Source organism: Glycomyces salinus (genome assembly GCF_016428645.1).
Classification (GTDB): Bacteria; Actinomycetota; Actinomycetes; order Mycobacteriales; family Micromonosporaceae; genus Glycomyces; species Glycomyces salinus.
The window spans coordinates 1-22,448 of record NZ_JAELXW010000036.1 but is presented as its reverse complement, the minus strand read 5'-3'; the positions used below and the strand labels follow the sequence as shown (position 1 = coordinate 22,448).

Here is a 22,448-nt window from a genome sequence, read left to right as displayed (position 1 = left end):
GGCGGCGGCATGGGCGGCGGGGACGAGGGCATCGGCGGCGGCGAGGAGGGCGGCGGCGCGGCCGCAGGCGGGGTCACCGGCGGCAGCGACTGCGGCTGCTGGGTCCGGGGCGGCTGCTGCGGCGGAGGCTGCATGGGCGGCGCGGTCGGCGGGCGGACCGGGACCGAGGCCGAGCCGACCCCGGGCGCTGGAGGAGGCGGCATCGGCGGCCGGTTGTACTGCGGCTGCTGCGGCGGAGGCGGCGGCATGGGCGCCGGCGGCGGAGACGAGGACTGACGGCCGTACGGCTGCGCGGCCGCCGGCGGCGGATACTGCGGCCCGGCCGGGAACCCGCCCAGCGGCGGCGGCAGCGGCACGCCGCACTGCGGGCAGCGCCGCATATTCGACGTCAGGTGCTTACCGCAGGCGCTGCAACTGTTGTCGTCCACACGGGCCTCCTCGGGGTGGGCGGATCGTCAAGAGGGCAACTTAGCAACCATCGTGCCATCACCCGGTGGCGCCCTGTATCGGCCCGCCGCTCACTATTCGGACGTTCCGGGGGTTTCGGACTCCCGGCCGAGGGTTCCCGACACCGACTCCGACTGCGTCGGCGTCGGAGAGTCCGGAGACTCGTCCTCAGTGGGCGTCGGGTCCGTCGGGTCGGGACTCGGGCTCGGCGACGGAGACGGGGACGGCGACTCGCTGGGAGTCGGCTCGGGTTCCGGCGTCGGGCTTTCGGTGCGGTCGTCCTCCGGCTCGCTCGGGCTCGGCGAATCCGGTTCGCCGCCGCCGCCGTCGCCCTCGCCGCCGCCGGGGTCGCCGGTCGCGTCGCCGTCGCCCGGTCCGGTCTTGACCGCGTCGACCACCCGGTGGGCTCCGGCGAAGTTCTCGAACCAGATCGAGCTGATCTTCACCACATCACCCGTACGGGGGGCCTGCACCATCTTGCCGTCGCCGAGGTACATGGCGGTGTGGTAGACCGACTTCCAGTCTCCGGGGCTGTCCCACCAGTACAGCAGGTCGCCCGGCAGCAGGTGCTCGGTGTCGACCGGCTTGTCGCTGGTGGCGTTGTACTGGTCGGCGGCCACGCGCGGCAGCGAGACGCCCGCGTGGTCGTAGGCCGCCATCACCAGGCCCGAGCAGTCGAACGTGTCCGGGCCCTCGTCGCCGAACACGTAGGGCTTGCCGAGCTGGGCCAGCGCGTACTCCACGGCCTCCTTGGCTTCCGGCGCCGCGTCCCAGCCGTCGACCTCGGAGGAGAAGTCGTCGGAGTACTCGGAGGCGGCCTCCTCGCGGGCCCGCTCCAGCTCCTCGAGCTCCTCCTCGTTCTCCTCGATGAGCTCGTCGAGCTCGGTCTGCGCGTCCTGGTACTCGGCGTCGACCACGTCGAAGCGGGCCTGCGAGCGGTCGGCCGAGAGTTCGGCGGCGTCGAAGGAGGCGCGCGCGACCGACTCGGCGGTCTCGGCCTCCCCGAGCTCGGAGGTCAGGCCCTGCAGGTCCCACTCGTCGCCGACCGGGCCGAGCCCGGAGAGGTCGGGCAGCTCGCTATCGGGCTGTCCCGACAACTCGGTGTATGCCTCGCCGGCGGCGTACTCCAGGGCCGCCTGGGCGGCCTCGAGGTCCGCGACCGCCTCGTTCCAGGACGCCTCGGCGCCCTCGAGCCGGTCGAGCCGCAGATCCAGCTCCTCCTCGGCGGCGGTGCGCTCCTCGCCGAGCTGGGCGACCTCGATGGTCAGCTCGTCGATCTCGTCGGCCAGCGGCCCGTCCTCGGTCTCCGGGTTCGTGACCGGCGTTTCGTCCTCGGACTCGCCGCTCGGGCGCGAGCCCGGATCGGGAACGCTGTTCCCGGGTTGGCCGAACGCGGGCAATGCACCGCCGAACAGGACCGCGGCCGCACCGAAGGCGGCGATCGTGCTGACCCCGAACCGTTTCACGCGCATATGAGGAGTCCTTCTGTGGGGGGATGCCATGGACACTCTACCGAAACCGGACCAGAGTCGCATTCGCCGTCTCACACCCGGCTCCCGCGCACGGGCGAAGCGGTGGCGACGGGGTTACGCTGGCCCAAACCGTTAGGGGTGACTCACAGTGCCAAGCAACGACTCCGCAAGCGCGGTCGCGGACGGGAACACGGCGGCGTTCAAGGCCGGGATCGAGGAGAAGCTCGCCGCCGGGCAGCGGCTGACCTACGAGGACGGCGTCGGACTCTACGAGATCGACGACCTGGCCTGGCTGGGGCGCCTGGCGCACGGAGTGCGCGAGGCCAAGAACGGCGACCGGACGATGTTCAACGTCAACCGCCACCTCAACCTCACCAACGTCTGCTCGGCCTCGTGCGCCTACTGCTCCTTCCAGCGCAAGCCCGGCGAGTCCGACGCCTACACCATGCGCATCGAGCAGGCCGTGGCCCTCGCCGAGCAGATGAAGGACGACGCCCCCACCGAGCTGCACATCGTCAACGGCCTCCACCCCACCCTGCCGTGGCGCTACTACCCGCGCGTGCTCTCCGCGCTCAAGGAGACCCTCCCGCAGGTCAACCTCAAGGCATTCACGGCCACCGAGATCCAGTGGTTCGAGAAGATCTCCGGAATGGACGCCTCGGAAATTCTCGATGAACTCATAGACGCGGGCCTGGAGTCGCTGACCGGCGGCGGCGCCGAGATCTTCGACTGGGAGGTCCGCCGGCACATCGTCGACCACGACTGCCACTGGGAGGACTGGTCGCGCATCCACGGCCTCGCCCACGCCAAGGGCCTGCGCACCCCCGCCACGATGCTCTACGGGCACATCGAGGAGCCCCGCCACCGCGTCGACCACGTGCTGCGCCTGCGCGAGCTCCAGGACCAGACCGGCGGGTTCAGCGTCTTCATCCCCCTGCGCTACCAGCACGACTTCCACGACTCGCAGGACGGGAAGGTCCGCAACCGGCTCCAGGCGCGCACCACCATGGCCAGCCCGGCCGAGTCCCTGCGCACCTTCGCCGTCTCCCGGCTCCTGCTGGACAACTTCGACCACGTCAAGTGCTTCTGGGTCATGCACGGCCTTGACGTGGCGCAGCTGTCGCTGTCCTTCGGCGCCGACGACCTCGACGGCTCGGTCGTGGAGTACAAGATCACCCACGACGCCGACGACTACGGCACGCCCGACAAGATGAGCCGCGAGAACCTGCTCGACCTCATCCGCGACGCCGGATTCCGGCCCGTCGAGCGCAACACCCGCTACGAGGTCGTGCGCGAGTACGAGCCGGGCGAGACGATCGCCGAGCGCCGCGCCGAACCCCGGTCGGTGAGGTTCTAGTGGCCGACGATCAGCGCAGCGACGCCGAGGCGGCGGAGGGCATGCTCGTCCATCTGCTGGGCACGGTCCTGGCTTACGTGGTCATGGGAACCGCGATACTCGCCGTGGTGGACCTCCTGTTCATCACCGCGTCCGGCGGCGAATTCGGGAACATCTCCGGCTGGGTCGGGGCGGTGCCGGCGGTGTTCGCGTTCAACGACCGGTTCAAGCGCTACCGGGGCGCGTCGCGCTGGGCCGTGGCCCTGGTGGGGATCGTGCTCGGCCTCGGCGCGGGGATCGCGGCGACCGTGTTCATGCCCGCCACGTGGCCGCCGCTGGTGACCGGCGCGTTCGGCGGGCTGGTGGCGGTGTTCGGATACTCGGTGCTGTGGCACACCGCCATCGGCGCCTTCGGAGAGGAGCGGACCGAATGAATCCTGTGGCGAAGTACTTCCTGGCGCGGGTGGCGCTGTTCGCCGCGGTCGCCGTCCCGCTGGCGTTCCTGATGAACCTCCTGCTGGCGCTCGCGGTCGGCCTGCTGGTGTCGATGATCGCCTCGATGTGGCTGCTCAAGGGCATGCGCGAGGAGATGATCGACCACATCGACGGGCGCATCAAGGCCCGCCGCGAGGAGAAGGAGAAGCTCCGCGCCGAACTGCGCGGAGACGACGAGTCCTAGGAGCGGGTCAGCTCGGTGCAGATCTGGAGCGTCTCGGTCGCTCCGGCCTCCAGGGCCTTCCCGAAGTGCTTGAGCCAGGCCCGCACCCCGTCGGGGGTGCCGGTCGACCAGGCCCGCTGGGCGCCCACGTACTCCGGCTGCCGCTCAAGGTGCCCGGCGTTGACGGTGATCAGCAGCTTCGAGTCGAGCCCCTTGCTGGCCAGGGCGATGCGCGCCGCGGCGCGGGCGACGATGTTGTTGGCCATCGGGAAGGGCCGCACGGCCAGCAGCTCGCCGTGGACGACGGCGGCGCTGAGCGCGGGCGGGATCTCCTTGGTCGGGTTGGTCACCAGCGCGCACATCGCGTCGATGCGGGCCGAACCGGAGGAGTCGACCTCGATGCGGCCGGGTTCGCCGTCGCCGGGCTCGAAGTCGCGGGAGGCCAGCAGGTGCAGCTTGGCCAGGACGTAGCGGGGCGATACCGGCCAGACGTCGACCAGGCTCGGCAGCGCCTCGGTCACGCGCAGGGCCCCGGCCACGACCGGGTCGGAGAAGTCGCCGGCGCGCAGGCGCTCGACATCGCAGTCGTACCCCTCCAGGGCCAGGGTGGCCGAGGCGTCGTGCAGGGCGACTTCGGCGGCGACGTGAGTGCTGTCGCCGCGCAGGGCCTCGTGCCAGAGCATGCGGTCGACATTGGTTCTGGCGTTCTCGAGGGCATCGGCTACCTCGGAGAGTTCGAGGAGAGGCGCGAGAGGATCCACGGGCGGAACCTTACCGGTTGGAGGTGAGGCGGATTCGCCCCACCGGGCGGGCAAGAGGGCGATCACAGATGTTACATGGCGGCATAAATCCGCGCTGGCCTCGATCCCCGTTCGTCGACCGCCCGTCGCGTCCTGGCGTCCGCTGGTCGACTCGGGCACGTCTCACGCTGGTGAACATCGCGTTTCGCGGTAGTGTTGCAGACCATTGACCCGCCTCACAGCAGCGCACCGGCGCGCCGACCTGTAAGGAGCCACGAGACGTGTCCCAGACTCCGCAAGAGACACTTGCCAACCTCCTGACGGAGGACCGAACCTTCCCTCCCGCCCCCGAATTCACCCGAACGGCCAACGTCACCGAGAGCGCCTACGCCGAGGCCGAGGCCGATCGACTGGCGTTCTGGGAGACGCAGGCCCGCCGCCTGGACTGGGCCGAGGAGTGGGACCAGACCCTCGACTGGTCGAATCCGCCCTTCGCCAAGTGGTTCGTCGGCGGGGAGCTGAACGTGGCCGCCAACTGCCTGGACCGGCACGTCGAGGCCGGGCTGGGCGAGCGGGTCGCGATCCACTTCGAGGGCGAGCCGGGGGACTCGCGCGCGGTCACCTACGCTGAGCTGCTCGACGAGGTCAAGCGCGCGGCCAACACGCTCACCGAGCTGGGCGTCGAGGCGGGCGACCGGGTCGTCGTCTACATGCCGATGATCCCCGAGGCCGCGGTGGCGATGCTGGCGTGCGCGCGCATCGGCGCGCCCCACTCGGTGGTGTTCGGCGGTTTCAGCGTCGACGCGCTCTCCAGCCGCATCGACGACGCCGGAGCCAAACTGGTCATCACCGCCGACGGCGGCTTCCGCCGCGGCAAGCCCAACGCGCTCAAGCCGACCGTGGACGCCGCGGCCGAGCGGTGCCCGTCGGTAGAGAAGGTCCTGGTGGTGCGCCGCACCGAGCAGGACGTCGACTGGAACGATGATCGCGACCTGTGGTGGCACGAGACTGTCGGCGAGGCCGCCAACGAGCACGAGGCGAAGCAGTTCGACGCCGAGCACCCGCTGTTCATCCTCTACACCTCGGGCACGACCGGCAAGCCCAAGGGCATCCTGCACACCTCGGGCGGCTACCTGACCCAGGCGGCCTACACCCACCACGCCGTGTTCGACCTCAAGCCCGAATCGGACGTGTGGTGGTGCACCGCCGACGTCGGCTGGGTCACCGGCCACACCTACATCGTTTACGGCCCCATGGCGAACGGGGCGACCCAGGTGATGTACGAGGGCACCCCGGACACCCCGCACAAGGGCCGGTTCTGGGAGATCGTCGACAAGTACCGGGTCTCGCTGCTCTACACCGCGCCGACGCTGATCCGCACCTTCATGAAGTGGGGCGACGACATCCCGGCCGGCTTCGACCTGTCGAGCCTGCGGCTGCTGGGCAGCGTCGGCGAGCCGATCAACCCCGAGGCGTGGATCTGGTACCGCGAGCACGTCGGCGCGGGGAGGGCCCCGATCGTCGACACCTGGTGGCAGACCGAGACCGGCGCGATCATGGTCTCGCCGCTGCCGGGCGTGACGGCCACCAAGCCGGGCTCGGCGCAGCGGGCGCTGCCGGGCATCGCCGTCGACGTGGTCGACGACGATGCCAAATCGGTGCCGAACGCCGGCGGAGGGTTCCTGACCGTCCGCGAGCCGTGGCCGTCGATGCTGCGCACCATCTGGGGCGACGACCAGCGCTTCCTGGACACCTACTGGTCCAAGTTCGAGGGGATGTACTTCGCCGGGGACGGGGCCAAGCGCGACGACGACGGCGACATCTGGCTGCTGGGCCGGGTCGACGACGTCATGCTGGTGTCGGGCCACAACATCTCCACCACCGAGGTCGAGTCGGCGCTGGTCGGCCACGACAGCGTGGCCGAGGCCGCGGTCGTGGGCGCGACCGATCCGATCACCGGCCAGGGGATCGTGGCGTTCGTGATCCTGCGCGGCGACGTCGAGTCCGGCCCCGAGCACCTGGCGGAGCTGCGGAGCCACGTGGCGACCACGCTCGGGCCGATCGCCAAGCCGCGGCAGGTCATGGTGGTCTCCGAGCTGCCGAAGACCCGCTCGGGCAAGATCATGCGCCGCCTGCTGCGCGACATCGCCGAGGACCGGCAGCTCGGCGACGTGACCACGCTCCAGGACAGCTCGGTCATGGTCCGCATCAAGGAGGGACTCGACCGCAGTTCCGACGACTGACAGAGCGTGATCCTCACCACTGAACCGGCGGGGTCAGAGTGAAGCATAGAAACTAGAAAGACGAGGGCGGGACGGCATGTAGCCGTCCCGTCACTCACTAGCGTCCGAGACTCGCTTTCCGATAGTGTTTCGTCACTAGCGTGACACCCCGTCCACTGGAAGGAGCCTCATGCCCGAGACCCCGCAACAGCCAGAGAACGGGCGGATGCCGCGGATGCCCGAGACCCCGATGCCGAAGAAGCCCATCGTCCGCAAGGCCCGCAAGGCCAGCAGCGAGATCGTCAGGTTCCTGCGCATCGAGACCACCGGCGGCGTCCTGCTGCTCGTCGGCGCCGCCCTGGCGCTGATCGTGGCCAACACCGGGCTGTCGGACCTGTACGAAGAGGTCCGGCACACCTACATCGGCATCGACGGCGTGTTCATGCTCAACGTCCAGCACTGGGCCGCCGACTTCCTCCTGGCGTTCTTCTTCCTCGTCGTGGGCCTCGAACTCAAACGCGAACTCGTCGTCGGCGAACTCAACGACCTCAAGCGCGCGATGCTCCCGGTCATCGCCGCCGCCGGCGGCATGATCGTCCCGGCCGCCTTCGCCCTGGCCGTGGCCTGGGGCGAGCCCGGAGCGAGCTCGGTGTGGCCGATCCCCATGGCCACCGACATCGCCTTCGCCGTGGCCGTCCTCGCCCTCTGCGCCCGCAACCTGCCCTCCAGCCTGCGGATCTTCCTGCTCACCCTCGCCATCGCCGACGACATCGGCGCGATCGCCCTGATCGCGATCCTCTACTCCGACCCGCGCTTCGTGCCGATGCTGGTCTTCGTGATCGCCGTCGCGGTGTGGGTGTTCCTCCAGTCCCGACGCGTGAGCACCCTGTGGGTCTACATCCCGCTGGGCCTGATCGCCTGGGCGGCGCTCTACGAGGCCGACGTCCACGCCACCATCGCCGGCGTCGCCCTCGGCCTCGCCACCCGCGTCAAACCCGACCCGGGCGAGCACGAGGCCCCCGCGATCAAGGCCGAGCACGCGATCCAGCCGTTCAGCGCCGGCTTCGCCGTCCCGGTCTTCGCGTTCTTCTCCGCCGGCGTCGCCCTCGACGGCGAGGCCATCAGCGCCTTCTCGACCGACCGGGTCGCCCTGTCGGTCGTGGTCGGCCTCTTCGCGGGCAAGACCGTCGGCGTGGTCGCCGGCGCCTACCTGGCGCACCGCTTCGGCTGGGGACGCCTGGCGCCCGACCTGAAATGGGCCGACGTCACCGGCGCGGCCGTACTCTGCGGCTGCGGCTTCACCGTCGCCCTCCTGATCACCGAACTGGCCTTCACCGACATCGCCCAGCAGGACCTGGTCAAGACCGGCGTCCTCGCCGGCTCGACGATCTCGGCACTGGTCGGGGCCGCGGTGCTCTACGCCCGCTCCCGAGCGGTCCGGCGGCACCGCGCCGAGGCCTGACCTCTATAGGCTGAGAGGGTGAACCGTAGGACCTTCGCCGACAGCGTCGCGCTCAAGACCGGGCCCTGGAACCACCGCCACATCGACGCCAACGGCTCGCGCTTCCACATCGCCGAGGCCGGAGAGGGGCCGCTGGTCGTGCTCCTGCACGGCTTCCCCGAGTTCTGGTGGGCCTGGCGGCACCAGATCCCGGCCCTGGCCGACGCCGGATTCCGCGTCGTCGCCGTCGACCTGCGCGGCTACGGCGCCTCCGACAAACCCCCGCGCGGCTACGACGCCTACACCATGGCCGCCGACGTCGTCGGCCTGGTCAGGGCCCTGGGCGAACGCGAAGCCACCGTCGTCGGCCACGACCTGGGCGGCATCCTCGGCTTCGCGGCCGCGGCCTTCCACCCGGCCCAGTTCCGGTCCCTGATCGTCCTCGGCGCGGCCCACCCGCTGCGCCAGCGCGCCGCCCTCGCCGTCGACCCCAAAGGCCAGCTGAAGGCCTCCGGCCACCTGTTCTCGTTCCAGATGCCCCGCTACGAGCACCGCCTCACCGCCTGGGACGCCCGCAAGGTCGCCGACCTCATGTACTGGTGGTCGGGCCCCCGCTGGCGGGGCACCAGGGACTTCCAGACCTACGTGCGCGCCTGCAGGGACGTCATCCAGATCCCGCAGGCCGCCTTCGGCGCGCTCGAGGCGTTCCGATGGCCGTTCCGCACCGCGATGGGCCTGGCCGGGCGCCGCTTCGTCAAACTCCTCCAGCAGCCCGCGCCGGTGCCGACGCTCCATCTCCACGGCTCGCTCGACACCTGCGTGCTGCCCCGCACCGCCCAAGGCTCGGGCCGGTACATCCAGGGACGCTACGAGTGGAAACTGCTCGATGACGTCGGCCACTTCCCCCAGCAGGAGGCCCCCGAGACGGTGACCAAGGAGATCATCCGGTGGGCCTCATGACCCACCGCCGCTAGCCGGACGGCTAGTGTGCGGCGCATGAGCGAGTCGACCTTCGCGCTGCGCGGCGCCACCATCCTCCCGATCACCTCCGAGCCGATCGAGTCCGGAGTCCTCGTCGTCTCCAGCGGCCGCATCGACGCCGTCGGCGGACCCGACCTGCCGGTCCCCGAAGGCGCCGAGACCATCGACGCGACCGGCAAGTGGATCCTCCCCGGCCTGGTCGACGCCCACACCCACCTCGGGGTCCACGAGATCGCCGAGGGCTGGGCCGGCAACGACACCAACGAGATGACCGACCCCAACACCGCCTACGTGCGCGCCCTCGACGGCATCAACCCGGCCGATCCCGGCTTCTACGAGGCCCTCGCCGGCGGCGTCCTCGCCGCGGGCGTCAACCCCGGCTCCGGAAACGTCATCGGCGGCGAGGCCGTGGCGCTCAAGACCGCCGGTCGCTACGTCGACGAAATGGTCCTGCGCAGCCCCGCCGGCGTGAAGTCGGCGCTCGGGGAAAACCCCAAGCGGGTCTACGGCGACCAGAAGAAGACCCCCTCGACCCGCCTGGGGACGGCCGGGATCCTGCGGCAGGCGTTCGTCGAGGCCGAGAACTACCAGAGCGCCGACGATCCCGACCGCGACCTCAAACTGGAGACTCTCGCCCGGGTGCTGAACCGCGAGATCCCCTGGCGCCAGCACTGCCACCGCGCCGACGACATCGCCACCGCGCTGCGCGTGGCCGAGGAGTTCGGCTACGACCTGGTGCTCGACCACGGCACCGAGGCGCACCTGCTGGCCGACCTCATCGCCGAGCGCGGCGTGCCGGTGATCTTCGGTCCGCTGCTGTGCTCGCGCTCGAAGGTCGAGACGGCAGGCCGGTTTCCCGAGCACGCCGCGAGGCTCACCGCCGCGGGCGTGGCCGTGGCGATCACCACCGACCACCCGGTGGTGCCGATCGAGCACTTCATCGTCCAGGCGATGCTCTGCGTCAAGGCGGGCTTGGAGCCCGAGACCGCGCTGCGGGCGGTGACGATCGAACCGGCGCGGATCCTGGGCGTCGACGACAGGGTCGGCTCCCTGGAGCCGGGCAAGGACGCCGACTTCTGCTTGTGGAGCGGCGACCCGCTGGACTTCTACTCGAAGGTCGAGCGCGCCTACATCGACGGCGCCCCGGTCTGATCCGGACACGGTCCAGGGCCGGGACCGTGCCGCGCTCCCGGCCCTGGTCCGCGCCTTCGGGTGTTAAGCGGCGCGGCGGACGTCGCGCCGCGTGGGCGAGACGGCCGCGTCGCGCAGGTGGCGTCCGAAGACGCCGCGTCGCACGGCGGCGGCCGCGCCCGCCATGCGGCTCAGCGTCGACGGACGGTCGGGGACGACCGGCGCGTCGGGCAGGGCCGAGCGCGCTTCGGCGGAGATGAGGTGCACGGCCACGATCGCGAATGGTTCCATTGCGGTGTTTCCTTCCGGGCGGTGTTGCGGAATGCGCGCCGCGCCGGTGCGGCGGTGAGGCCGCGTCGGGCCTCGCCCCCTACTGTGCGGGCCGCGTGTCACCGGCGCATTACGCCCGAAGAAATCGGCGACAACCGGCGGTAAAAACCCGGTGCGGCCGAATGACACTGGTCACGCCGCCCCCGCTTTGCGAGAATCATGAGGAGATTTCGACTCGAGTTCGGGGGCGGCAATGCGATTCGACGGAACCCGCGTGGTGGTGACCGGGGCGGGCCGCGGCTTCGGCCGGAGCCTGGCGATCGAATTCGCCGGACTCGGCGCCGAGGTGTTCGCCTCGGCCCGGCGCTTCGAGACCGCCGCCGAGACCTGCGGCGCGATCAGGGACGCCGGGCACCGGGCCCACGCCTTCACCTGCGACCTGGCCGACGCCGACTCGATCCGCGACTTCGCCGAGGCGGTGGCCGACCAGACCGGCACGGTCGACATCCTGGTCAACAACGGCGCGCCCTACCTGGAGGCGGGCGGCTTCACCGAGGCCGAGGACGAGGAGATCGAGGCGGTGGTCGCCGCTGGCGCGACCGGCACGATCCTGGCCACCGAGCACTTCCTGCCCCTGCTGGAGCGCTCATCGCGAGCCGACATCGTCACCGTGGTCTCGGCCTGCGGCGAGTACGGCCACCACCGCTCGCGGGCCCACGAGGCGTTCTACGCGGCCAAGTCGGCGCAGGCCGGCTTCACCGAGATCCTCTCCAAGCGGCTCCGGCCCGAAGGCATCCGGGTGCTCGGCCTCTGCCCGCCGGACTTCGAGAACGAGGACTCGCCCGGCACGCCGGGCGCGCTGCGGGCGGCATCGCTGGTGGACACGGTCCTGTTCGCCGTCTCCCGCCCGCGGGACTGCTTCATAAAGTCGATCTACTTCGAGCAGGTCTAGGCCGCCGGGCTCCTTCTGCCCTAGGCTGGAAAAGAGGCACGGCTCGCGAGACGGGCCGCCGCACCAGCATGTGAGGAGGTGATCCGGCCATGCAGGCGAAGGTCGGCGACCGGCTGCTCTTCAGGGGCCGCACGGTCGGCATGAAGGACCACACCGCCGAAGTGGTGGAGGTACTGGGCGAGGACGGCGAACCGCCCTACCGCGTCCGCCACGACAACGGCCACGAAGCAGTGGTGATCCCCGAAGCGGACTGCACAGTCCAACCCGCCGAATGAACCCTGGTGGGCCGCCAGGGACTCGAACCCTGAACCTACGGATTAAAAGTCCGCAGCTCTGCCAATTGAGCTAGCGGCCCGCCGAGAGCATACCGCACATGGGGGTTCGGAACCTTTGTGGCGGGTGCGGGGTGGGAGCCGGGATACGTTCACCGGGACGGGGCTTGGACGGCGCGGCGGCGGGTGCGGAGTGGGCCGCCGCCGCGCCTATTCGATCCGCGTCACACGTGGCCCTCGGTGGGATTCGGGTCCGCTCCCGCTTGATCGAACATACGTACTATAAACCATTCGAACGCCGCTGTGAAGCCGGGTCGGGCACGCCCCTGAGCTGGGGATCGGACCGGTCCGGTCCTCTGGCCGGGCGCTACGGGTAGACTCGCCTGCTGTGCTCATACTGCTGCCGCCGTCAGAAGGGAAGGCCGACCGGGGAGACGGGCCTCCGCTCGACCTCGCTCGCCTGTCCTCTCCGGCGCTGAACCCCGTCCGCGAGACGCTCGTGGAACGAGTCGTCGAACTGTGCGACGACGAGGACACCGCCGCCGAGACCCTCAAACTCACCGCCCGGCAACGGCAATGGGTGCAGCGCGACCGCGAGCTCAAGACCGCCCCGACCCTGGCCGCCTGGGAGCTCTACACCGGCGTCCTCTACGACCGGCTGGGACTGGGCGACCTGCCCGACTCCGGGCAGGTCTTCATCTCCTCGCCGCTGTGGGGACTGCTGCGCCCCTCCGACCGCGTCCCGCCCTACCGCGTCCCCATGTCGGCCCGACTGCCCGGGGCCGACCGCCTCGCCGCGCTCTGGCGCCCCGCGGTCACCGACGTCCTCGGATCCGCCGACGACATGGTCGTCGACATGCGCTCGGGCGCCTACGCGCAGGTGTGGAACCCGAAGAACCGCGGCGTCACCGTCCGCGTATACAAAGAGGACACCGACGGTCGGCGCAGCGTCGTCACCCACATGGCCAAGGCCACCCGCGGCGAGGTCGCGCGCGCCCTCCTGGCCTCCGGGGCCCAGCCTTCCACCCCCGCCGAACTGAGCGACTTCCTCGCCTCCCAGGGCTGGAAGGTCGAGCTCACCGAGCCGGCTACCCGGTCCAAGACCTGGCTGCTGGACGTCGTCGCGCCCTGAGCGACCACCGGGCGAACCCTCACAGGAGAGACCCGCCCGACGTCGGCGTCAGTGGTTGGAGCCGTAGCCGGCGGCCTTGGCGCGCTCGAAGGACCGGCGCACCTCCTCCTCGGCCTCGGCCCGACCGGTCCAGGTAGCGCCCTCGACGCTCTTGCCCGGCTCCAGGTCCTTGTAGACGGTGAAGAAGTGCTGGATCTCCAGGCGGTCGAACTCGGGGACGTCCGCGATGTCCTTGTACTTGTCCTTGCGCGGGTCGTCGGCCGGCACGCACAGCACCTTGTCGTCGACGCCCTTCTCGTCGCGCATCCGGAACATGCCGATCGCGCGGGCCCGGATCACGCAGCCGGGGAAGGTCGGCTCGACCATCACCAGCGCGTCGAGCGGGTCGCCGTCCTGGCCCAGGGTCTCGTCGATGAAGCCGTAGTCGGCCGGGTACACCGTCGCGGTGAACAGCGTCCGGTCCAGACGGATGCGCCCGGTCTCGTGGTCGATCTCGTACTTGTTGGCAGATCCCTTGGGGATCTCGACCGTCATGTCGAACTCCATCGGCCGACCTCTCCTCCAGGCTCGTCTGCAAAGCTCTTGATGGCCTAGTCTCTGTGCATGGCCCTCCGCGACAACGCCCGCCCCGAAGCCACGAGTACTGCGCCACACGGACGGGCGGTCCGGGTCGTCGCGATCACCGCCCTCATCCTCACGCTAGCGGCGGCGGCGGGCATCGTGTGGCTGATCAAGGCTTCGGCCACGCCCCAGACCGGGGCCGTGACCGCCCCCGAGGCGTACCCGCCGGCCGAGCCGAGCGAGGTCCTGGCCGCGGCCGACGCCGACGCGGCCGTCCCCGACCTGGACGAGCTCCTGCCCGACCTGCTGTCCGACTCCCGCTTCGACGGCGAACTGTCGGCGATCTTCGCCGACGCGGCGAGCGGCGAGGTCCTCTACGAGCGGGACGCCCGGACCCCCCTCACCCCGGCCTCGTCGATGAAACTGGTCACGGCCGTGGCCGCCTACCTCAACCTGGGCCCGGAACTGCGCATCCCCACCACCGTCGTCGACGGCCCCGACGAGGACACCGTCGTGCTGGTCGCCGGCGGCGACGTCACCCTGACCGTCGACGGCGAGGGCTACTACGGAACCGGCGGAAGCCTGACCGATCTGGCCGAGCAGGTCCTCGAATCCCGGGACGGCGAGGCCCCGACCAGGGTCCTGCTGGACACGAGCATCTTCGGCGACTCCGAGCTGGCCGAGGGCGTCGACGGCGACGACCTGCCCTATACGGCACGGACCGCGCCGATCATGGTCGACGGCGGACGGATCGACAACACGCAGAAGTACCACAGCTTCTACGACGACCCGGCCCAGGCCGCGCTCGAGGAGTTCGCCTCCCTGGTCGGCGCGTCCCAGACCGGCTCCGGGACGGCCGAGGAGGGCGCCGCCGACCTCGGCACGGTCTACTCCCAGCCGGTGGCCGGGCTGGTCGACTCGTTCGTGCTCTCCAGCGACAACGGCCTGTCGGACGCGATGGCCCTCTACACCGCCTACGCCGTCACCGGCGAGATGACCTGGGACGCGATCGACACCGTCCACCGGGACATGCTGGCCGACTTCGGGGCCGACACCGACGGCCTGGCCTTCGAGGACGGCTCGGGCCTGTCCGAGGACGACCGCATGACCGCCGAGGCGTTCTCGGCGCTGCTGCTGGGCGCGGCCGACTCGTCGGCCAGCAGCGTCTTCGAGTCGCTCCCGGTCGCCGGGTACTCCGGGACCCTCGACGAGCGCTTCCGCGACACCGACGACGGCGACGGCGTCGTCAGGGCCAAGACCGGCACGCTCAACGGCGTCTCGTCGCTGACCGGCTCGCTGACCACTGACGACGGTCGGCTGCTGGTGTTCTCGATCATCAGCAACGGCCACTCGAACGGCTGGCTGGTCGAGAACGCCATGGACGAGGTCACCGCCGGGGTGTCCCGATGCGGCTGCTAGCTCGAGCCCGCCACGCGGTGGCGTGGCGACTGCGCTCCGGATAGGCTGGACCGATGGCGCCGCCCGCGAGCAACTCGATGCTGCCGTCCGTCGACTGGCGGACCGCCGCCTCCTGCTCGCGCGCCTTCATCAGAGGCGGGCCGCGGATGAGCCCCGAAGGCGCCCTCGACGTCGTCACCGACCTGCGCCGCCACGCCGACCACGCGATCGAGCTGGTCGCCGACTACACCGGCCTGACCCCGACCGTCCAGGCCCGGGTCGAGGTGGTCGACCGCGTCCGCTGGAGCCACATCAACATCACCGGACTGCGGCGCCTGCTCTCCGGGCTCGGCGCCGACGAGGACCGCGACGTCTCCAACGCCGCCGCCAAGGTCACCGGCGTCCAGGCCGGGGCCGTGCTGGCGTTCCTGTCCTCGCGGGTCCTCGGCCAGTTCGAGACGTTCTCGACCGACACCGGCAGGCTGCTGTTCGTGGCCCCCAACATCGTCGAGGTCGAGCGGCGGCTGCGCCTGCCGACCCGCGAGTTCCGGCTGTGGATCGCCGTCCACGAGGCCACGCACCTGATGCAGTTCACGGCCGTGCCGTGGATGCGGGACTACTTCCACGGGCTCATCGGGACCTTCTTCGCCGCCACCGAGTCCGAGGAGTCCTCGGCCTCGCAGCTGGGACGGGCCGTGCGCCGGGCCCTGTCGGCCGCGCGCGGCGACGAGCCCGACTCCTCGACCGACGTCATGGACGCCGTCACCAGCGCCGAGCAGCGCGAGGCCATCGGCAGGATCCAGGCCCTGATGACCCTCCTGGAAGGGCACGCCGAGTCGGTCATGGACGGTGTCGGCGCCGACCACATCGAGCACGTCGCGCTCCTGCGGCGCCGCTTCGACCGGCGCCGGGCCCACCCGGGGGCGCTCCAGCGGTTCCTGCGGCAGCTGCTGGGCCTGGACGCCAAGCTGCGGCAGTACGCGGCCGGGCGGCGCTTCGTCGACCACGTCGTGGCCGAACGGGGGCCGGCCGGGTTCAACCGGATCTGGGAGGGCCCCGAGCACCTGCCGAGCGAGGCCGAGATCGAGCGGCCCGAGGACTGGGTGGCGCGCGTGCTGTCGGACGCGGATGCGACGGTTAGGCATGGCCTGTAGTCGAACCCGGGGGACGAAGTGATGGCGAGGCTCCCCGAGCCGGTGGCGCGGATGCGGACGGCCGTCCGCGATTCGCTCGCCGACCTCCCGCGCGGCGCGCTGGTCCTGGCCGCCTGCTCCGGCGGCCCCGATTCGGTGGCCCTGGCCGACACGCTCACGTTCGTCGCGCCCCGCGCGGGGCTGCGGGCCGGGCTGGTCACGGTCGACCACGGCCTCCAGGACGGCTCGGCGGCCCGCGCAGCCGAGGTCGCCGAGTGGGGGCGGTCGGTCGGGCTCGACCCCTCGGAGGTGGCCGCGGTGCGGGTGATGGGTTCGGGCGGGCCGGAGGCGGCCGCCCGCGAGGCCCGCTACGCGGCGCTGGACTGGGCGGCCGAACGCCACGGCGCGCAGGCGGTGCTGCTGGGCCACACCCGCGACGACCAGGCCGAGACGGTGCTGCTGGCGCTCACGCGCGGGTCGGGTCCGCGCGGCATCGCCGGGATGCGGGCCGTCCGCGGGCGCTACCGGCGGCCGCTGCTGGACGTCGCCCGCGCCGACACGCACGCCGCGTGCGACGAGCGGGGCCTCAAGGCGTGGACCGACCCGCACAACTCCGATCCGCGGTTCAAGCGCTCGGCGCTGCGGCGGGCCATGGACGTGCTGACCGGGACGCTCGGCGAGGACATCGTGCCGAACCTGGCGCGCACGGCCGAGCTCGTGGCCGCCGACACCGATCTGCTCGACAGCCTGGCCGAGGCCGACCTGGCCGAGTGCCGCGACGGGGACCGGCTGCGGGTCGAGGCGGTCGCGGCGTTGAGCCCGCCGGTGCGGCAGCGGGTGCTGCGCGCCTGGATTTTTCAGCTTGGAGTGAACAGGGCCGGGTTCGGGCACCGACATCTGCGGGCGGTGGACGCGCTGGTGGTGGCCTGGCACGGCCAGGGGCCGACGTTCCTGCCCGGCGGCGTCGCGGTCGCGCGGGCCGGCGGGTTCCTGGAGGCCGGGCCGGCCCTCGGGGACCGGATCAGGGCTGCCGGTAGACCTCGGGTTTGAGGACGCCGATGAACGGCAGTTCCCGGTAGCGCTCGGCGTAGTCCAGGCCGTAGCCGACGACGAACTCGTTGGGGATGTCGAAGCCCAGGTAGTCGACGGGGATGTCGACGCGCTGGACGCCGGGCTTGCGGAGCATCGAGACGACCTTGACCGAGGCCGGGTTCAGCCCGCCGAGGTACTTCAGCAGCCAGTCGAGGGTCAGGCCGGAGTCGATGATGTCCTCGACGACCACGATGTGCTTGCCGGCCACGTCGGAGTCGATGTCCTTGAGGATCCGGACCGTCCCCGAGGAGCTGGCCGAGTTGCCGTAGGAGGACAGGGCCATGAACTCCATCTTCACCGGCACCGTCAGGGCCCGCGCGAAGTCGGCCATGAACATGACCGCGCCCTTGAAGACGCCGACGAGCAGCAGCTCGTCGGTGTCGGCGAAGTCCTCCGAGACCCGCTCGGCGAGCTGGGCGGTCTTGTCGCGGATCTCGTCCTCGGTGATGATGGTGCGCTCGATCTGGCCGGCGTACCACGACTCCGGGTCGATCACCGCGGCCCGCGCCGCCGCGGACGGGACTGAGGCGCCTCTGGCTAGCTCCGACGTCATATGACTAGGGTGCCACCCGGCCCCCGGGGCCGCCGGTTCGGGTGGGCGAAGTCAACCCTCACGTGGTAGTAATTACGGATCACATCGTGCGGCGTCCCACGGTCATTCCGCGGGTCTCCGAGGGGACGCACTGAGCCGCGACCGTGTACTTTCGAGTTGTAAGGCATCACGATGACGCCACCGCAACCGAGGAATGGCACCGTCTGGGCGGGCCCGCGAATTCGCGAAGAACGCAGGAGGAGATCGAGTGGTCGACGCCGGGAAACCCACACCTGAGCGTAAGCGGTTTTTCCGGAGACCGTTGGTCTGGATCGTGCTCATCGCCCTGGTCGCGGTCCTGATCGGCACGTTCTTCTCCGGCGGCTCGGACTACGAGGAGGCGACCACCTCCGAAATCCTCAGCGAAGTCGGCTCCCCCGGGAACATCGAGCGGGCCACCATCCTCGACAAGGAGCAGCTGGTCCAGCTCGAGATGAGCAACGGCGACCAGATCGAGGCGTACGTGCCCGCGGGCATGCCCGAGACGGTCGCGCAGACCCTCGAAGAGGGCGGCGTCGACTTCGACACCGAAGTGAACGAGACCTCGCCGTTGGTGTCGATCCTCATCAGCCTGCTGCCGGTGGCCCTGATCGTCCTGCTGCTGCTGTTCTTCATGTCACAGATGCAGGGCGGCGGCTCGCGGGTGCTGAACTTCGGCAAGTCCAAGGCCAAGATGGTCTCCAAGGACACCCCGAAGACGACCTTCTCCGACGTGGCCGGCTCCGACGAGGCCGTCGAGGAACTCGAGGAGATCAAGGACTTCCTCCAGGACCCGCAGAAGTACCAGGAGCTGGGCGCGAAGATCCCCAAGGGCGTGCTGCTGTTCGGCCCGCCCGGCACCGGCAAGACCCTCCTGGCCCGCGCCGTCGCCGGCGAGGCCGGAGTCCCCTTCTATTCGATCAGCGGTTCTGATTTCGTAGAGATGTTTGTAGGCGTGGGCGCCAGCAGGGTCAGGGACCTCTTCACCCAGGCGAAGGAGAACTCGCCGGCGATCGTGTTCGTCGACGAGATCGACGCGGTCGGCCGCCACCGCGGCGCCGGCATGGGCGGCGGCCACGACGAGCGCGAGCAGACCCTCAACCAGCTGCTGGTCGAGATGGACGGCTTCGACACCCGCGGCGGGGTCATCCTCATCGCCGCGACCAACCGCCCCGACATCCTCGACCCGGCGCTGCTGCGTCCGGGCCGCTTCGACCGCCAGATCCCGGTGGACGCCCCGGACAAGAACGGCCGCGAGGCGATCCTGAGCGTCCACGCCAAGGGCAAGCCGTTCGTGCCGGACGTGACGTTCGATACGATCGCCCGCCGCACCCCCGGGTTCTCCGGCGCCGACCTCGAGAACGTCATCAACGAGGCCGCGCTGCTGACCGCCCGCCGCAACGAGCAGGCGATCTCGACCGACGCCCTCGAGGAGGCCATCGACCGCGTCATCGCCGGGCCCGAGCGCAAGGGCCGGGTGATGGGCGACGAGGAGAAGAAGATGACCGCCTACCACGAGGCCGGTCACGCCCTGGTCGCCCACGCGCTGCCGCACGCGGCGCCGGTGCACAAGCTGACGATCCTGCCGCGGGGCCGTTCCCTGGGGCACACGCTGGTGCTGCCGGCCGAGGACAAGTACAACCAGACCCGCTCGGAGATGATCGACACCCTCGCCTACGCCCTGGGCGGGCGCGCAGCAGAGGAGCTGGTCTACCACGATCCGACCACCGGCGCCTCGAACGACATCGAGAAGGCCACGAAGGTCGCCCGCGCGATGGTCACCGAGTACGGCATGTCGGCCCGGCTCGGGGCGGTCAAGTACGGCGCGTCCGATTCCGAGCCGTTCCTGGGCAAGGAGTACGGCCACCAGCGCGACTACTCCGACGAGATCGCCTCGAACATCGACTCCGAGGTGCGGGTGCTGATCGAGACGGCGCACGACGAGGCGTACGCGATCGTCACCGAGTACCGCGACGTGCTGGACCAGATGGTCGTCGAGCTGCTGGAGAAGGAGACGCTCAACACCGAGGACCTGGCGCGGATCGCCACGCGGGTCCAGAAGCGTCCGCCGATGGCCCCGTTCAACGGCACCTCGAGCCGCCAGCTGTCGAACCAGCCGCCGGTGTCGACGCCGAACGGGTCGAAACCGTCGGGCGTGAGCGAGGCCGCCGAGGATGTCACCGATCCGTCGTAAGCTTGTGCGATGGCTGAGCTTGACTCACTAGCGGCGCGCCTGCTCGACGGCCGCATCAACGGCGGACCCGTGGAGGACTCGGTGGACCTGCCCCGGATCGAGGCCGCCGTGCGGGAGATCCTGTCCGCGATCGGCGACGACCCCGACCGTCCCGGGCTCAAGGAGACGCCGCGGCGGGTGGCGCGGGCCTACGCGGAGCTGTTCGCCGGGCTGCGGGTGGACCCGAACGAAGTGCTGAAGACCTCGTTCGACGAGGACCACAACGAGTTGATCCTGGTGCGCGACATCGAGGTGCAGTCGTTCTGCGAGCACCATCTGCTGCCGTTCACCGGGGTGGCTCACGTCGGCTACATCCCCGGCGAGACCGGGCAGGTCGCCGGGCTCTCGAAGCTGGCGCGGCTGGTGGAGGTGTACTCCCGCCGCCCGCAGGTGCAGGAGCGGCTGACCAGTCAGATCGCCGACCAGCTGTACAAGTCGCTGGACGCCTCGGGGGTGATCGTGGTCGTGGAGTGCGAGCACACGTGCATGTCGATGCGCGGTATCCGCAAGCGCGGCTCGACGACGGTGACCAGCGCCGTGCGGGGCCTGCTCCAGTCCGACGCGAGGACGCGCGCCGAGGCGATGGCGCTGCTGCGCGGCACCGGCGCCTGAGCCGGGTCCCGGCGTGGTCGGCGCAGCATGAAAGGCCGGATGCTTCGTCTCGCATCCGGCCTTCACGCCCCGGTCATCAGTAGGTGGTGCCGGGCTGGAAGTTGCCGTCGGTGCCGGAGGGGGCGTTCGGGTCGCCCGGGTTCGGGTCGTAGCTCTCCGGGGTGGTCTCGACGTCGTCCATGAATCCGTCGCCGTCGGTGTCGGTCATGACCGTGTTGGCCTCGCCGTCGCCGTCGGAGTCGATGGAGATGTAGTCGGCGACCCCGTCGCCGTCGGTGTCCGACACGATGGTGTCGGCGTAGCCGTCGCCGGTGGTGTCGGAGGCGACCGTGTCGACCCAGCCGTCGCCGTCGGTGTCGCTCATGACCTGGTCGACCTGTCCGTCACCGGAGGTGTCGGAGGCGATGGTGTCGATGTAGCCGTCGTCGTTGGTGTCCATGGCCTCGGACTCGAAGGTGCCGTTGCCGTCCAGGTCCATGTGGAGCTCGTCGGCGACGCCGTCGCCGTCGGTGTCGACCGCGACGCCGTCGGCCTGGCCGTCGTAGTCGGAGTCGATGTAGGTGTTGCCGTCGCCGGTGGTGAAGGTGTCGTCCTCGACGCCGTCGCCGTCGAGGTCGAAGACCTCTTCGGTGCCGGAGCCGTAGGTGTCGTCGTAGGAGGTGTCCTCCTCGGCGGTGTAGTCGTCTTCGGGGGCCACGTCTTCGGTGACGGCGTCTTCGAACTCGCTCATTTCGGTCGTCCTCATCTGTGAGTAGTGTTCCTGACTGGTGATCACGACTCTATGGCAGCCGGCGGGCCCGTGAATCCCCAGACCGTGCCAACTGCCTATCCTGTTCCGGTGAGCCTTCACGGCAACGCCTTCGACATGCCACAGCCGCCGCCGGTGCTGGTCCCGGTCCCGGCGCCGCGCGCGTTCGACCTGCATTCGCGGCGGGTGGTGTGCGGGGCGGCGGGCATGGGTTGGCAGTTCGACCTGCGCGCCGACGACCCGGTGACCCGCGAGGGGGCGCTGCTGGTGCCGGTGCTGGCCGAGGCCGACTTCTACCGGGCGGTCGACGGCGACGGCGACGCCTACGCCTCGCTGGTCCCGGCCGAGGAGGTGTGGGTCGAGCAGGCCGAGCCGAACCACGAGGCGCCCTCTCCGCCGCCGGGATACCTGATCGAGCGCCTCACCGACCCGGACGCGCCGCCGGTGCGCGCCCCGCTGCCGGCCTCGGACGTGCCGGGCCTGATCGGCCGGCGGGCCTGGTACTGGACCGGCGGGGAGTTCCGCGACGACTTCCGGTGCGTCTCCGAGCCGTTCGAGATCGACGGCGACTTCTGCGTGCGGGTGGCCGAGGAGGCCGCCTGGTACCGCTGGCGGAGGACCGGCCAGCCGGCCAAGGCGCACGACGCGTTCATCCACCATCTGTGGACGCATTGACATCCTCACCCCTTGAGGGGGTGAATCCCGGCTAGCCCACCGCTGTCGCGGTGAGGGTACGGGTGGGTTCCTGCTTCCTTCCCCGACGGGGGTTTCCAGGACCGCCGGACGAGTCCGGTCTCATATCCTGTCCACAGGCGTTTACAGTCTCCGCCTGCCCGGCGGCGACCTGGTGTTCTCGCGCCAGGCGCCGACCTTCACGCCTGATATTGATCTCAGCGTTCCGGTCGCGGTCATGGACTACTCCGCACCCGCAGCGCCACTGCCGGACCGCAAGCCCCTCCAAGCCTCGCGGGCCCGTGAGGGCACCGCAGGCCGAGCACAACCGAGTGGACGGGAAGTACCGGTCCACGCGCACGAAGGTGCGGCCC

At 70.6% G+C, this 22,448-nt stretch carries 23 protein-coding genes, 1 tRNA gene and 1 pseudogene; 17 read left to right on the top strand and 8 right to left on the bottom strand.

The window, feature by feature from the left end; translation table 11 throughout:
* Positions 1 to 276 (top strand): annotated as a pseudogene (locus tag JFB92_RS12075) (hypothetical protein); the annotation flags it as partial.
* Positions 277 to 521: 245 nt separating this feature from the next.
* Here the strand turns inward: JFB92_RS12075 and JFB92_RS12070 are convergent.
* Complete coding sequence (locus tag JFB92_RS12070; protein WP_199038580.1) at positions 522 to 1,919, bottom strand: C40 family peptidase; 1,398 nt, start codon at positions 1,917 to 1,919, stop codon at positions 522 to 524.
* Between the two features lie 211 nt (positions 1,920 to 2,130).
* Between JFB92_RS12070 and mqnE the strand changes: the two genes are divergently transcribed.
* Genes mqnE through JFB92_RS12055 form a run of 3 tightly spaced genes read left to right on the top strand, consistent with a single transcriptional unit; the run spans position 2,131 to position 3,934 of the window.
* On the top strand, positions 2,131 to 3,276 hold the full coding sequence (mqnE, locus tag JFB92_RS12065) for an aminofutalosine synthase MqnE (protein ID WP_199038586.1): 1,146 nt from the start codon (positions 2,131 to 2,133) through the stop codon (positions 3,274 to 3,276).
* Positions 3,276 to 3,689: a hypothetical protein gene (locus tag JFB92_RS12060; protein ID WP_199038577.1), complete on the top strand. Its 414-nt coding sequence runs from the start codon at positions 3,276 to 3,278 to the stop codon at positions 3,687 to 3,689. Before mqnE ends, JFB92_RS12060 begins: the two co-directional genes overlap by 1 nt.
* Positions 3,686 to 3,934, top strand: coding sequence for a DUF4229 domain-containing protein (locus JFB92_RS12055; protein WP_199038574.1), 249 nt, complete (start codon positions 3,686 to 3,688; stop codon positions 3,932 to 3,934). The genes JFB92_RS12060 and JFB92_RS12055 overlap by 4 nt, the downstream gene beginning before the upstream one ends.
* On the opposite strand, the gene JFB92_RS12050 is transcribed toward JFB92_RS12055, so the two are convergent.
* Positions 3,931 to 4,674, bottom strand: a complete 744-nt coding sequence (locus tag JFB92_RS12050) for a Fic family protein (RefSeq protein ID WP_199038571.1) — start codon at positions 4,672 to 4,674, stop codon at positions 3,931 to 3,933. The two genes, JFB92_RS12055 and JFB92_RS12050, sit on opposite strands and share 4 nt — an antisense overlap.
* Positions 4,675 to 4,934: 260 nt before the next feature.
* On the opposite strand from JFB92_RS12050, the gene acs reads away from it, so the two are divergent.
* From acs to JFB92_RS12030, 4 genes are all read left to right on the top strand, one after another.
* Positions 4,935 to 6,896, top strand: coding sequence for an acetate--CoA ligase (gene acs / locus JFB92_RS12045; RefSeq protein ID WP_199038568.1), 1,962 nt, complete (start codon positions 4,935 to 4,937; stop codon positions 6,894 to 6,896).
* 229 nt (positions 6,897 to 7,125) lie between these two features.
* The gene (gene nhaA, locus JFB92_RS12040) at positions 7,126 to 8,337 is read left to right on the top strand and encodes a Na+/H+ antiporter NhaA (protein ID WP_199038583.1); all 1,212 of its coding nucleotides are present in this window, start codon (positions 7,126 to 7,128) and stop codon (positions 8,335 to 8,337) included.
* Positions 8,338 to 8,355: 18 nt separating this feature from the next.
* Entirely contained in the window at positions 8,356 to 9,276 is a 921-nt protein-coding gene (locus JFB92_RS12035; RefSeq protein ID WP_199038566.1) for an alpha/beta fold hydrolase, read from the top strand.
* A gap of 36 nt (positions 9,277 to 9,312) precedes the next feature.
* Positions 9,313 to 10,449: an amidohydrolase gene (locus tag JFB92_RS12030; RefSeq protein WP_199038563.1), complete on the top strand. Its 1,137-nt coding sequence runs from the start codon at positions 9,313 to 9,315 to the stop codon at positions 10,447 to 10,449.
* Positions 10,450 to 10,512: 63 nt separating this feature from the next.
* Here JFB92_RS12030 and JFB92_RS12025 read toward each other — a convergent pair whose 3' ends face one another.
* The gene (locus JFB92_RS12025; RefSeq protein WP_199038560.1) at positions 10,513 to 10,719 is read right to left on the bottom strand and encodes a hypothetical protein; all 207 of its coding nucleotides are present in this window, start codon (positions 10,717 to 10,719) and stop codon (positions 10,513 to 10,515) included.
* A 232-nt stretch (positions 10,720 to 10,951) separates the two neighbouring features.
* On the opposite strand from JFB92_RS12025, the gene JFB92_RS12020 reads away from it, so the two are divergent.
* Positions 10,952 to 11,650, top strand: a complete 699-nt coding sequence (locus JFB92_RS12020) for an SDR family NAD(P)-dependent oxidoreductase (RefSeq protein WP_199038557.1) — start codon at positions 10,952 to 10,954, stop codon at positions 11,648 to 11,650.
* Between the two features lie 89 nt (positions 11,651 to 11,739).
* Positions 11,740 to 11,925, top strand: coding sequence for a DUF1918 domain-containing protein (locus JFB92_RS12015; protein WP_199038554.1), 186 nt, complete (start codon positions 11,740 to 11,742; stop codon positions 11,923 to 11,925).
* 4 nt (positions 11,926 to 11,929) lie between these two features.
* Here JFB92_RS12015 and JFB92_RS12010 read toward each other — a convergent pair.
* A tRNA-Lys gene (locus JFB92_RS12010) sits at positions 11,930 to 12,005 on the bottom strand.
* Positions 12,006 to 12,310: 305 nt separating this feature from the next.
* Here JFB92_RS12010 and JFB92_RS12005 point away from each other — a divergent pair.
* Positions 12,311 to 13,054 carry a YaaA family protein gene (locus JFB92_RS12005; protein WP_199038551.1) on the top strand — a complete coding sequence of 248 codons (744 nt, stop codon included), beginning with the start codon at positions 12,311 to 12,313 and terminating at the stop codon, positions 13,052 to 13,054.
* Positions 13,055 to 13,102: 48 nt separating this feature from the next.
* Here the strand turns inward: JFB92_RS12005 and JFB92_RS12000 are convergent, their stop codons facing one another.
* Positions 13,103 to 13,600, bottom strand: coding sequence for an inorganic diphosphatase (locus tag JFB92_RS12000; RefSeq protein WP_199038547.1), 498 nt, complete (start codon positions 13,598 to 13,600; stop codon positions 13,103 to 13,105).
* Positions 13,601 to 13,657: 57 nt separating this feature from the next.
* Here JFB92_RS12000 and dacB point away from each other — a divergent pair, with 57 nt between their 5' ends.
* The 3 genes from dacB to tilS are packed head-to-tail and all read left to right on the top strand — an operon-like array spanning position 13,658 to position 17,196.
* Positions 13,658 to 15,034, top strand: coding sequence for a D-alanyl-D-alanine carboxypeptidase/D-alanyl-D-alanine endopeptidase (gene dacB / locus JFB92_RS11995; protein WP_199038544.1), 1,377 nt, complete (start codon positions 13,658 to 13,660; stop codon positions 15,032 to 15,034).
* 53 nt (positions 15,035 to 15,087) lie between these two features.
* Complete coding sequence (locus JFB92_RS11990) at positions 15,088 to 16,167, top strand: Rv3626c family coenzyme F420 biosynthesis-associated protein (RefSeq protein ID WP_199038541.1); 1,080 nt, start codon at positions 15,088 to 15,090, stop codon at positions 16,165 to 16,167.
* A gap of 21 nt (positions 16,168 to 16,188) precedes the next feature.
* Positions 16,189 to 17,196, top strand: a complete 1,008-nt coding sequence (gene tilS, locus JFB92_RS11985; protein ID WP_199038538.1) for a tRNA lysidine(34) synthetase TilS — start codon at positions 16,189 to 16,191, stop codon at positions 17,194 to 17,196.
* Here the strand turns inward: tilS and hpt are convergent.
* A complete protein-coding gene (hpt, locus tag JFB92_RS11980) occupies positions 17,168 to 17,791 on the bottom strand; it encodes a hypoxanthine phosphoribosyltransferase (protein WP_199038535.1) in 624 nt (207 codons plus the stop codon). The genes tilS and hpt overlap by 29 nt on opposite strands.
* 301 nt (positions 17,792 to 18,092) lie before the next feature.
* Here hpt and ftsH point away from each other — a divergent pair, with 301 nt between their 5' ends.
* Both ftsH and folE read left to right on the top strand, forming a co-directional pair.
* Positions 18,093 to 20,003: an ATP-dependent zinc metalloprotease FtsH gene (gene ftsH / locus JFB92_RS11975; RefSeq protein WP_269847913.1), complete on the top strand. Its 1,911-nt coding sequence runs from the start codon at positions 18,093 to 18,095 to the stop codon at positions 20,001 to 20,003.
* A 9-nt stretch (positions 20,004 to 20,012) separates the two neighbouring features.
* Positions 20,013 to 20,654, top strand: coding sequence for a GTP cyclohydrolase I FolE (gene folE, locus JFB92_RS11970; RefSeq protein WP_199038529.1), 642 nt, complete (start codon positions 20,013 to 20,015; stop codon positions 20,652 to 20,654).
* 76 nt (positions 20,655 to 20,730) lie between these two features.
* Here folE and JFB92_RS11965 read toward each other — a convergent pair whose 3' ends face one another.
* A complete protein-coding gene (locus tag JFB92_RS11965) occupies positions 20,731 to 21,384 on the bottom strand; it encodes a hypothetical protein (RefSeq protein WP_199038526.1) in 654 nt (217 codons plus the stop codon).
* A 108-nt stretch (positions 21,385 to 21,492) separates the two neighbouring features.
* Here JFB92_RS11965 and JFB92_RS11960 point away from each other — a divergent pair, with 108 nt between their 5' ends.
* Positions 21,493 to 22,077 (top strand): hypothetical protein, encoded by a 585-nt coding sequence (locus JFB92_RS11960; protein WP_199038523.1) that lies wholly within the window; start codon positions 21,493 to 21,495, stop codon positions 22,075 to 22,077.
* Between the two features lie 31 nt (positions 22,078 to 22,108).
* Here the strand turns inward: JFB92_RS11960 and JFB92_RS11955 are convergent, their stop codons facing one another.
* On the bottom strand, positions 22,109 to 22,435 hold the full coding sequence (locus tag JFB92_RS11955; protein ID WP_307789125.1) for a zinc ribbon domain-containing protein: 327 nt from the start codon (positions 22,433 to 22,435) through the stop codon (positions 22,109 to 22,111).
* Between the last annotated feature and the right edge of the window lie 13 nt (positions 22,436 to 22,448).

Excerpts from the sequence above, each read along its gene's own strand:
- nhaA (WP_199038583.1), top strand. The coding sequence starts at position 7,126 with ATGCCGAAGAAGCCCATCGTCCGCAAGGCCCGCAAGGCCAGCAGCGAG.
- hpt (WP_199038535.1), bottom strand. The coding sequence starts at position 17,791 with ATGACGTCGGAGCTAGCCAGAGGCGCCTCAGTCCCGTCCGCGGCGGCG.
- JFB92_RS12015 (WP_199038554.1), top strand. The coding sequence starts at position 11,740 with ATGCAGGCGAAGGTCGGCGACCGGCTGCTCTTCAGGGGCCGCACGGTC.
- JFB92_RS12020 (WP_199038557.1), top strand. The coding sequence starts at position 10,952 with ATGCGATTCGACGGAACCCGCGTGGTGGTGACCGGGGCGGGCCGCGGC.
- tilS (WP_199038538.1), top strand. The coding sequence starts at position 16,189 with ATGGCGAGGCTCCCCGAGCCGGTGGCGCGGATGCGGACGGCCGTCCGC.
- JFB92_RS12055 (WP_199038574.1), top strand. The coding sequence starts at position 3,686 with ATGAATCCTGTGGCGAAGTACTTCCTGGCGCGGGTGGCGCTGTTCGCC.
- JFB92_RS12025 (WP_199038560.1), bottom strand. The coding sequence starts at position 10,719 with ATGGAACCATTCGCGATCGTGGCCGTGCACCTCATCTCCGCCGAAGCG.
- JFB92_RS11990 (WP_199038541.1), top strand. The coding sequence starts at position 15,088 with ATGGCGCCGCCCGCGAGCAACTCGATGCTGCCGTCCGTCGACTGGCGG.
- JFB92_RS11965 (WP_199038526.1), bottom strand. The coding sequence starts at position 21,384 with ATGAGCGAGTTCGAAGACGCCGTCACCGAAGACGTGGCCCCCGAAGAC.
- JFB92_RS12030 (WP_199038563.1), top strand. The coding sequence starts at position 9,313 with ATGAGCGAGTCGACCTTCGCGCTGCGCGGCGCCACCATCCTCCCGATC.
- JFB92_RS12070 (WP_199038580.1), bottom strand. The coding sequence starts at position 1,919 with ATGCGCGTGAAACGGTTCGGGGTCAGCACGATCGCCGCCTTCGGTGCG.
- folE (WP_199038529.1), top strand. The coding sequence starts at position 20,013 with ATGGCTGAGCTTGACTCACTAGCGGCGCGCCTGCTCGACGGCCGCATC.
- dacB (WP_199038544.1), top strand. The coding sequence starts at position 13,658 with ATGGCCCTCCGCGACAACGCCCGCCCCGAAGCCACGAGTACTGCGCCA.
- JFB92_RS12000 (WP_199038547.1), bottom strand. The coding sequence starts at position 13,600 with ATGGAGTTCGACATGACGGTCGAGATCCCCAAGGGATCTGCCAACAAG.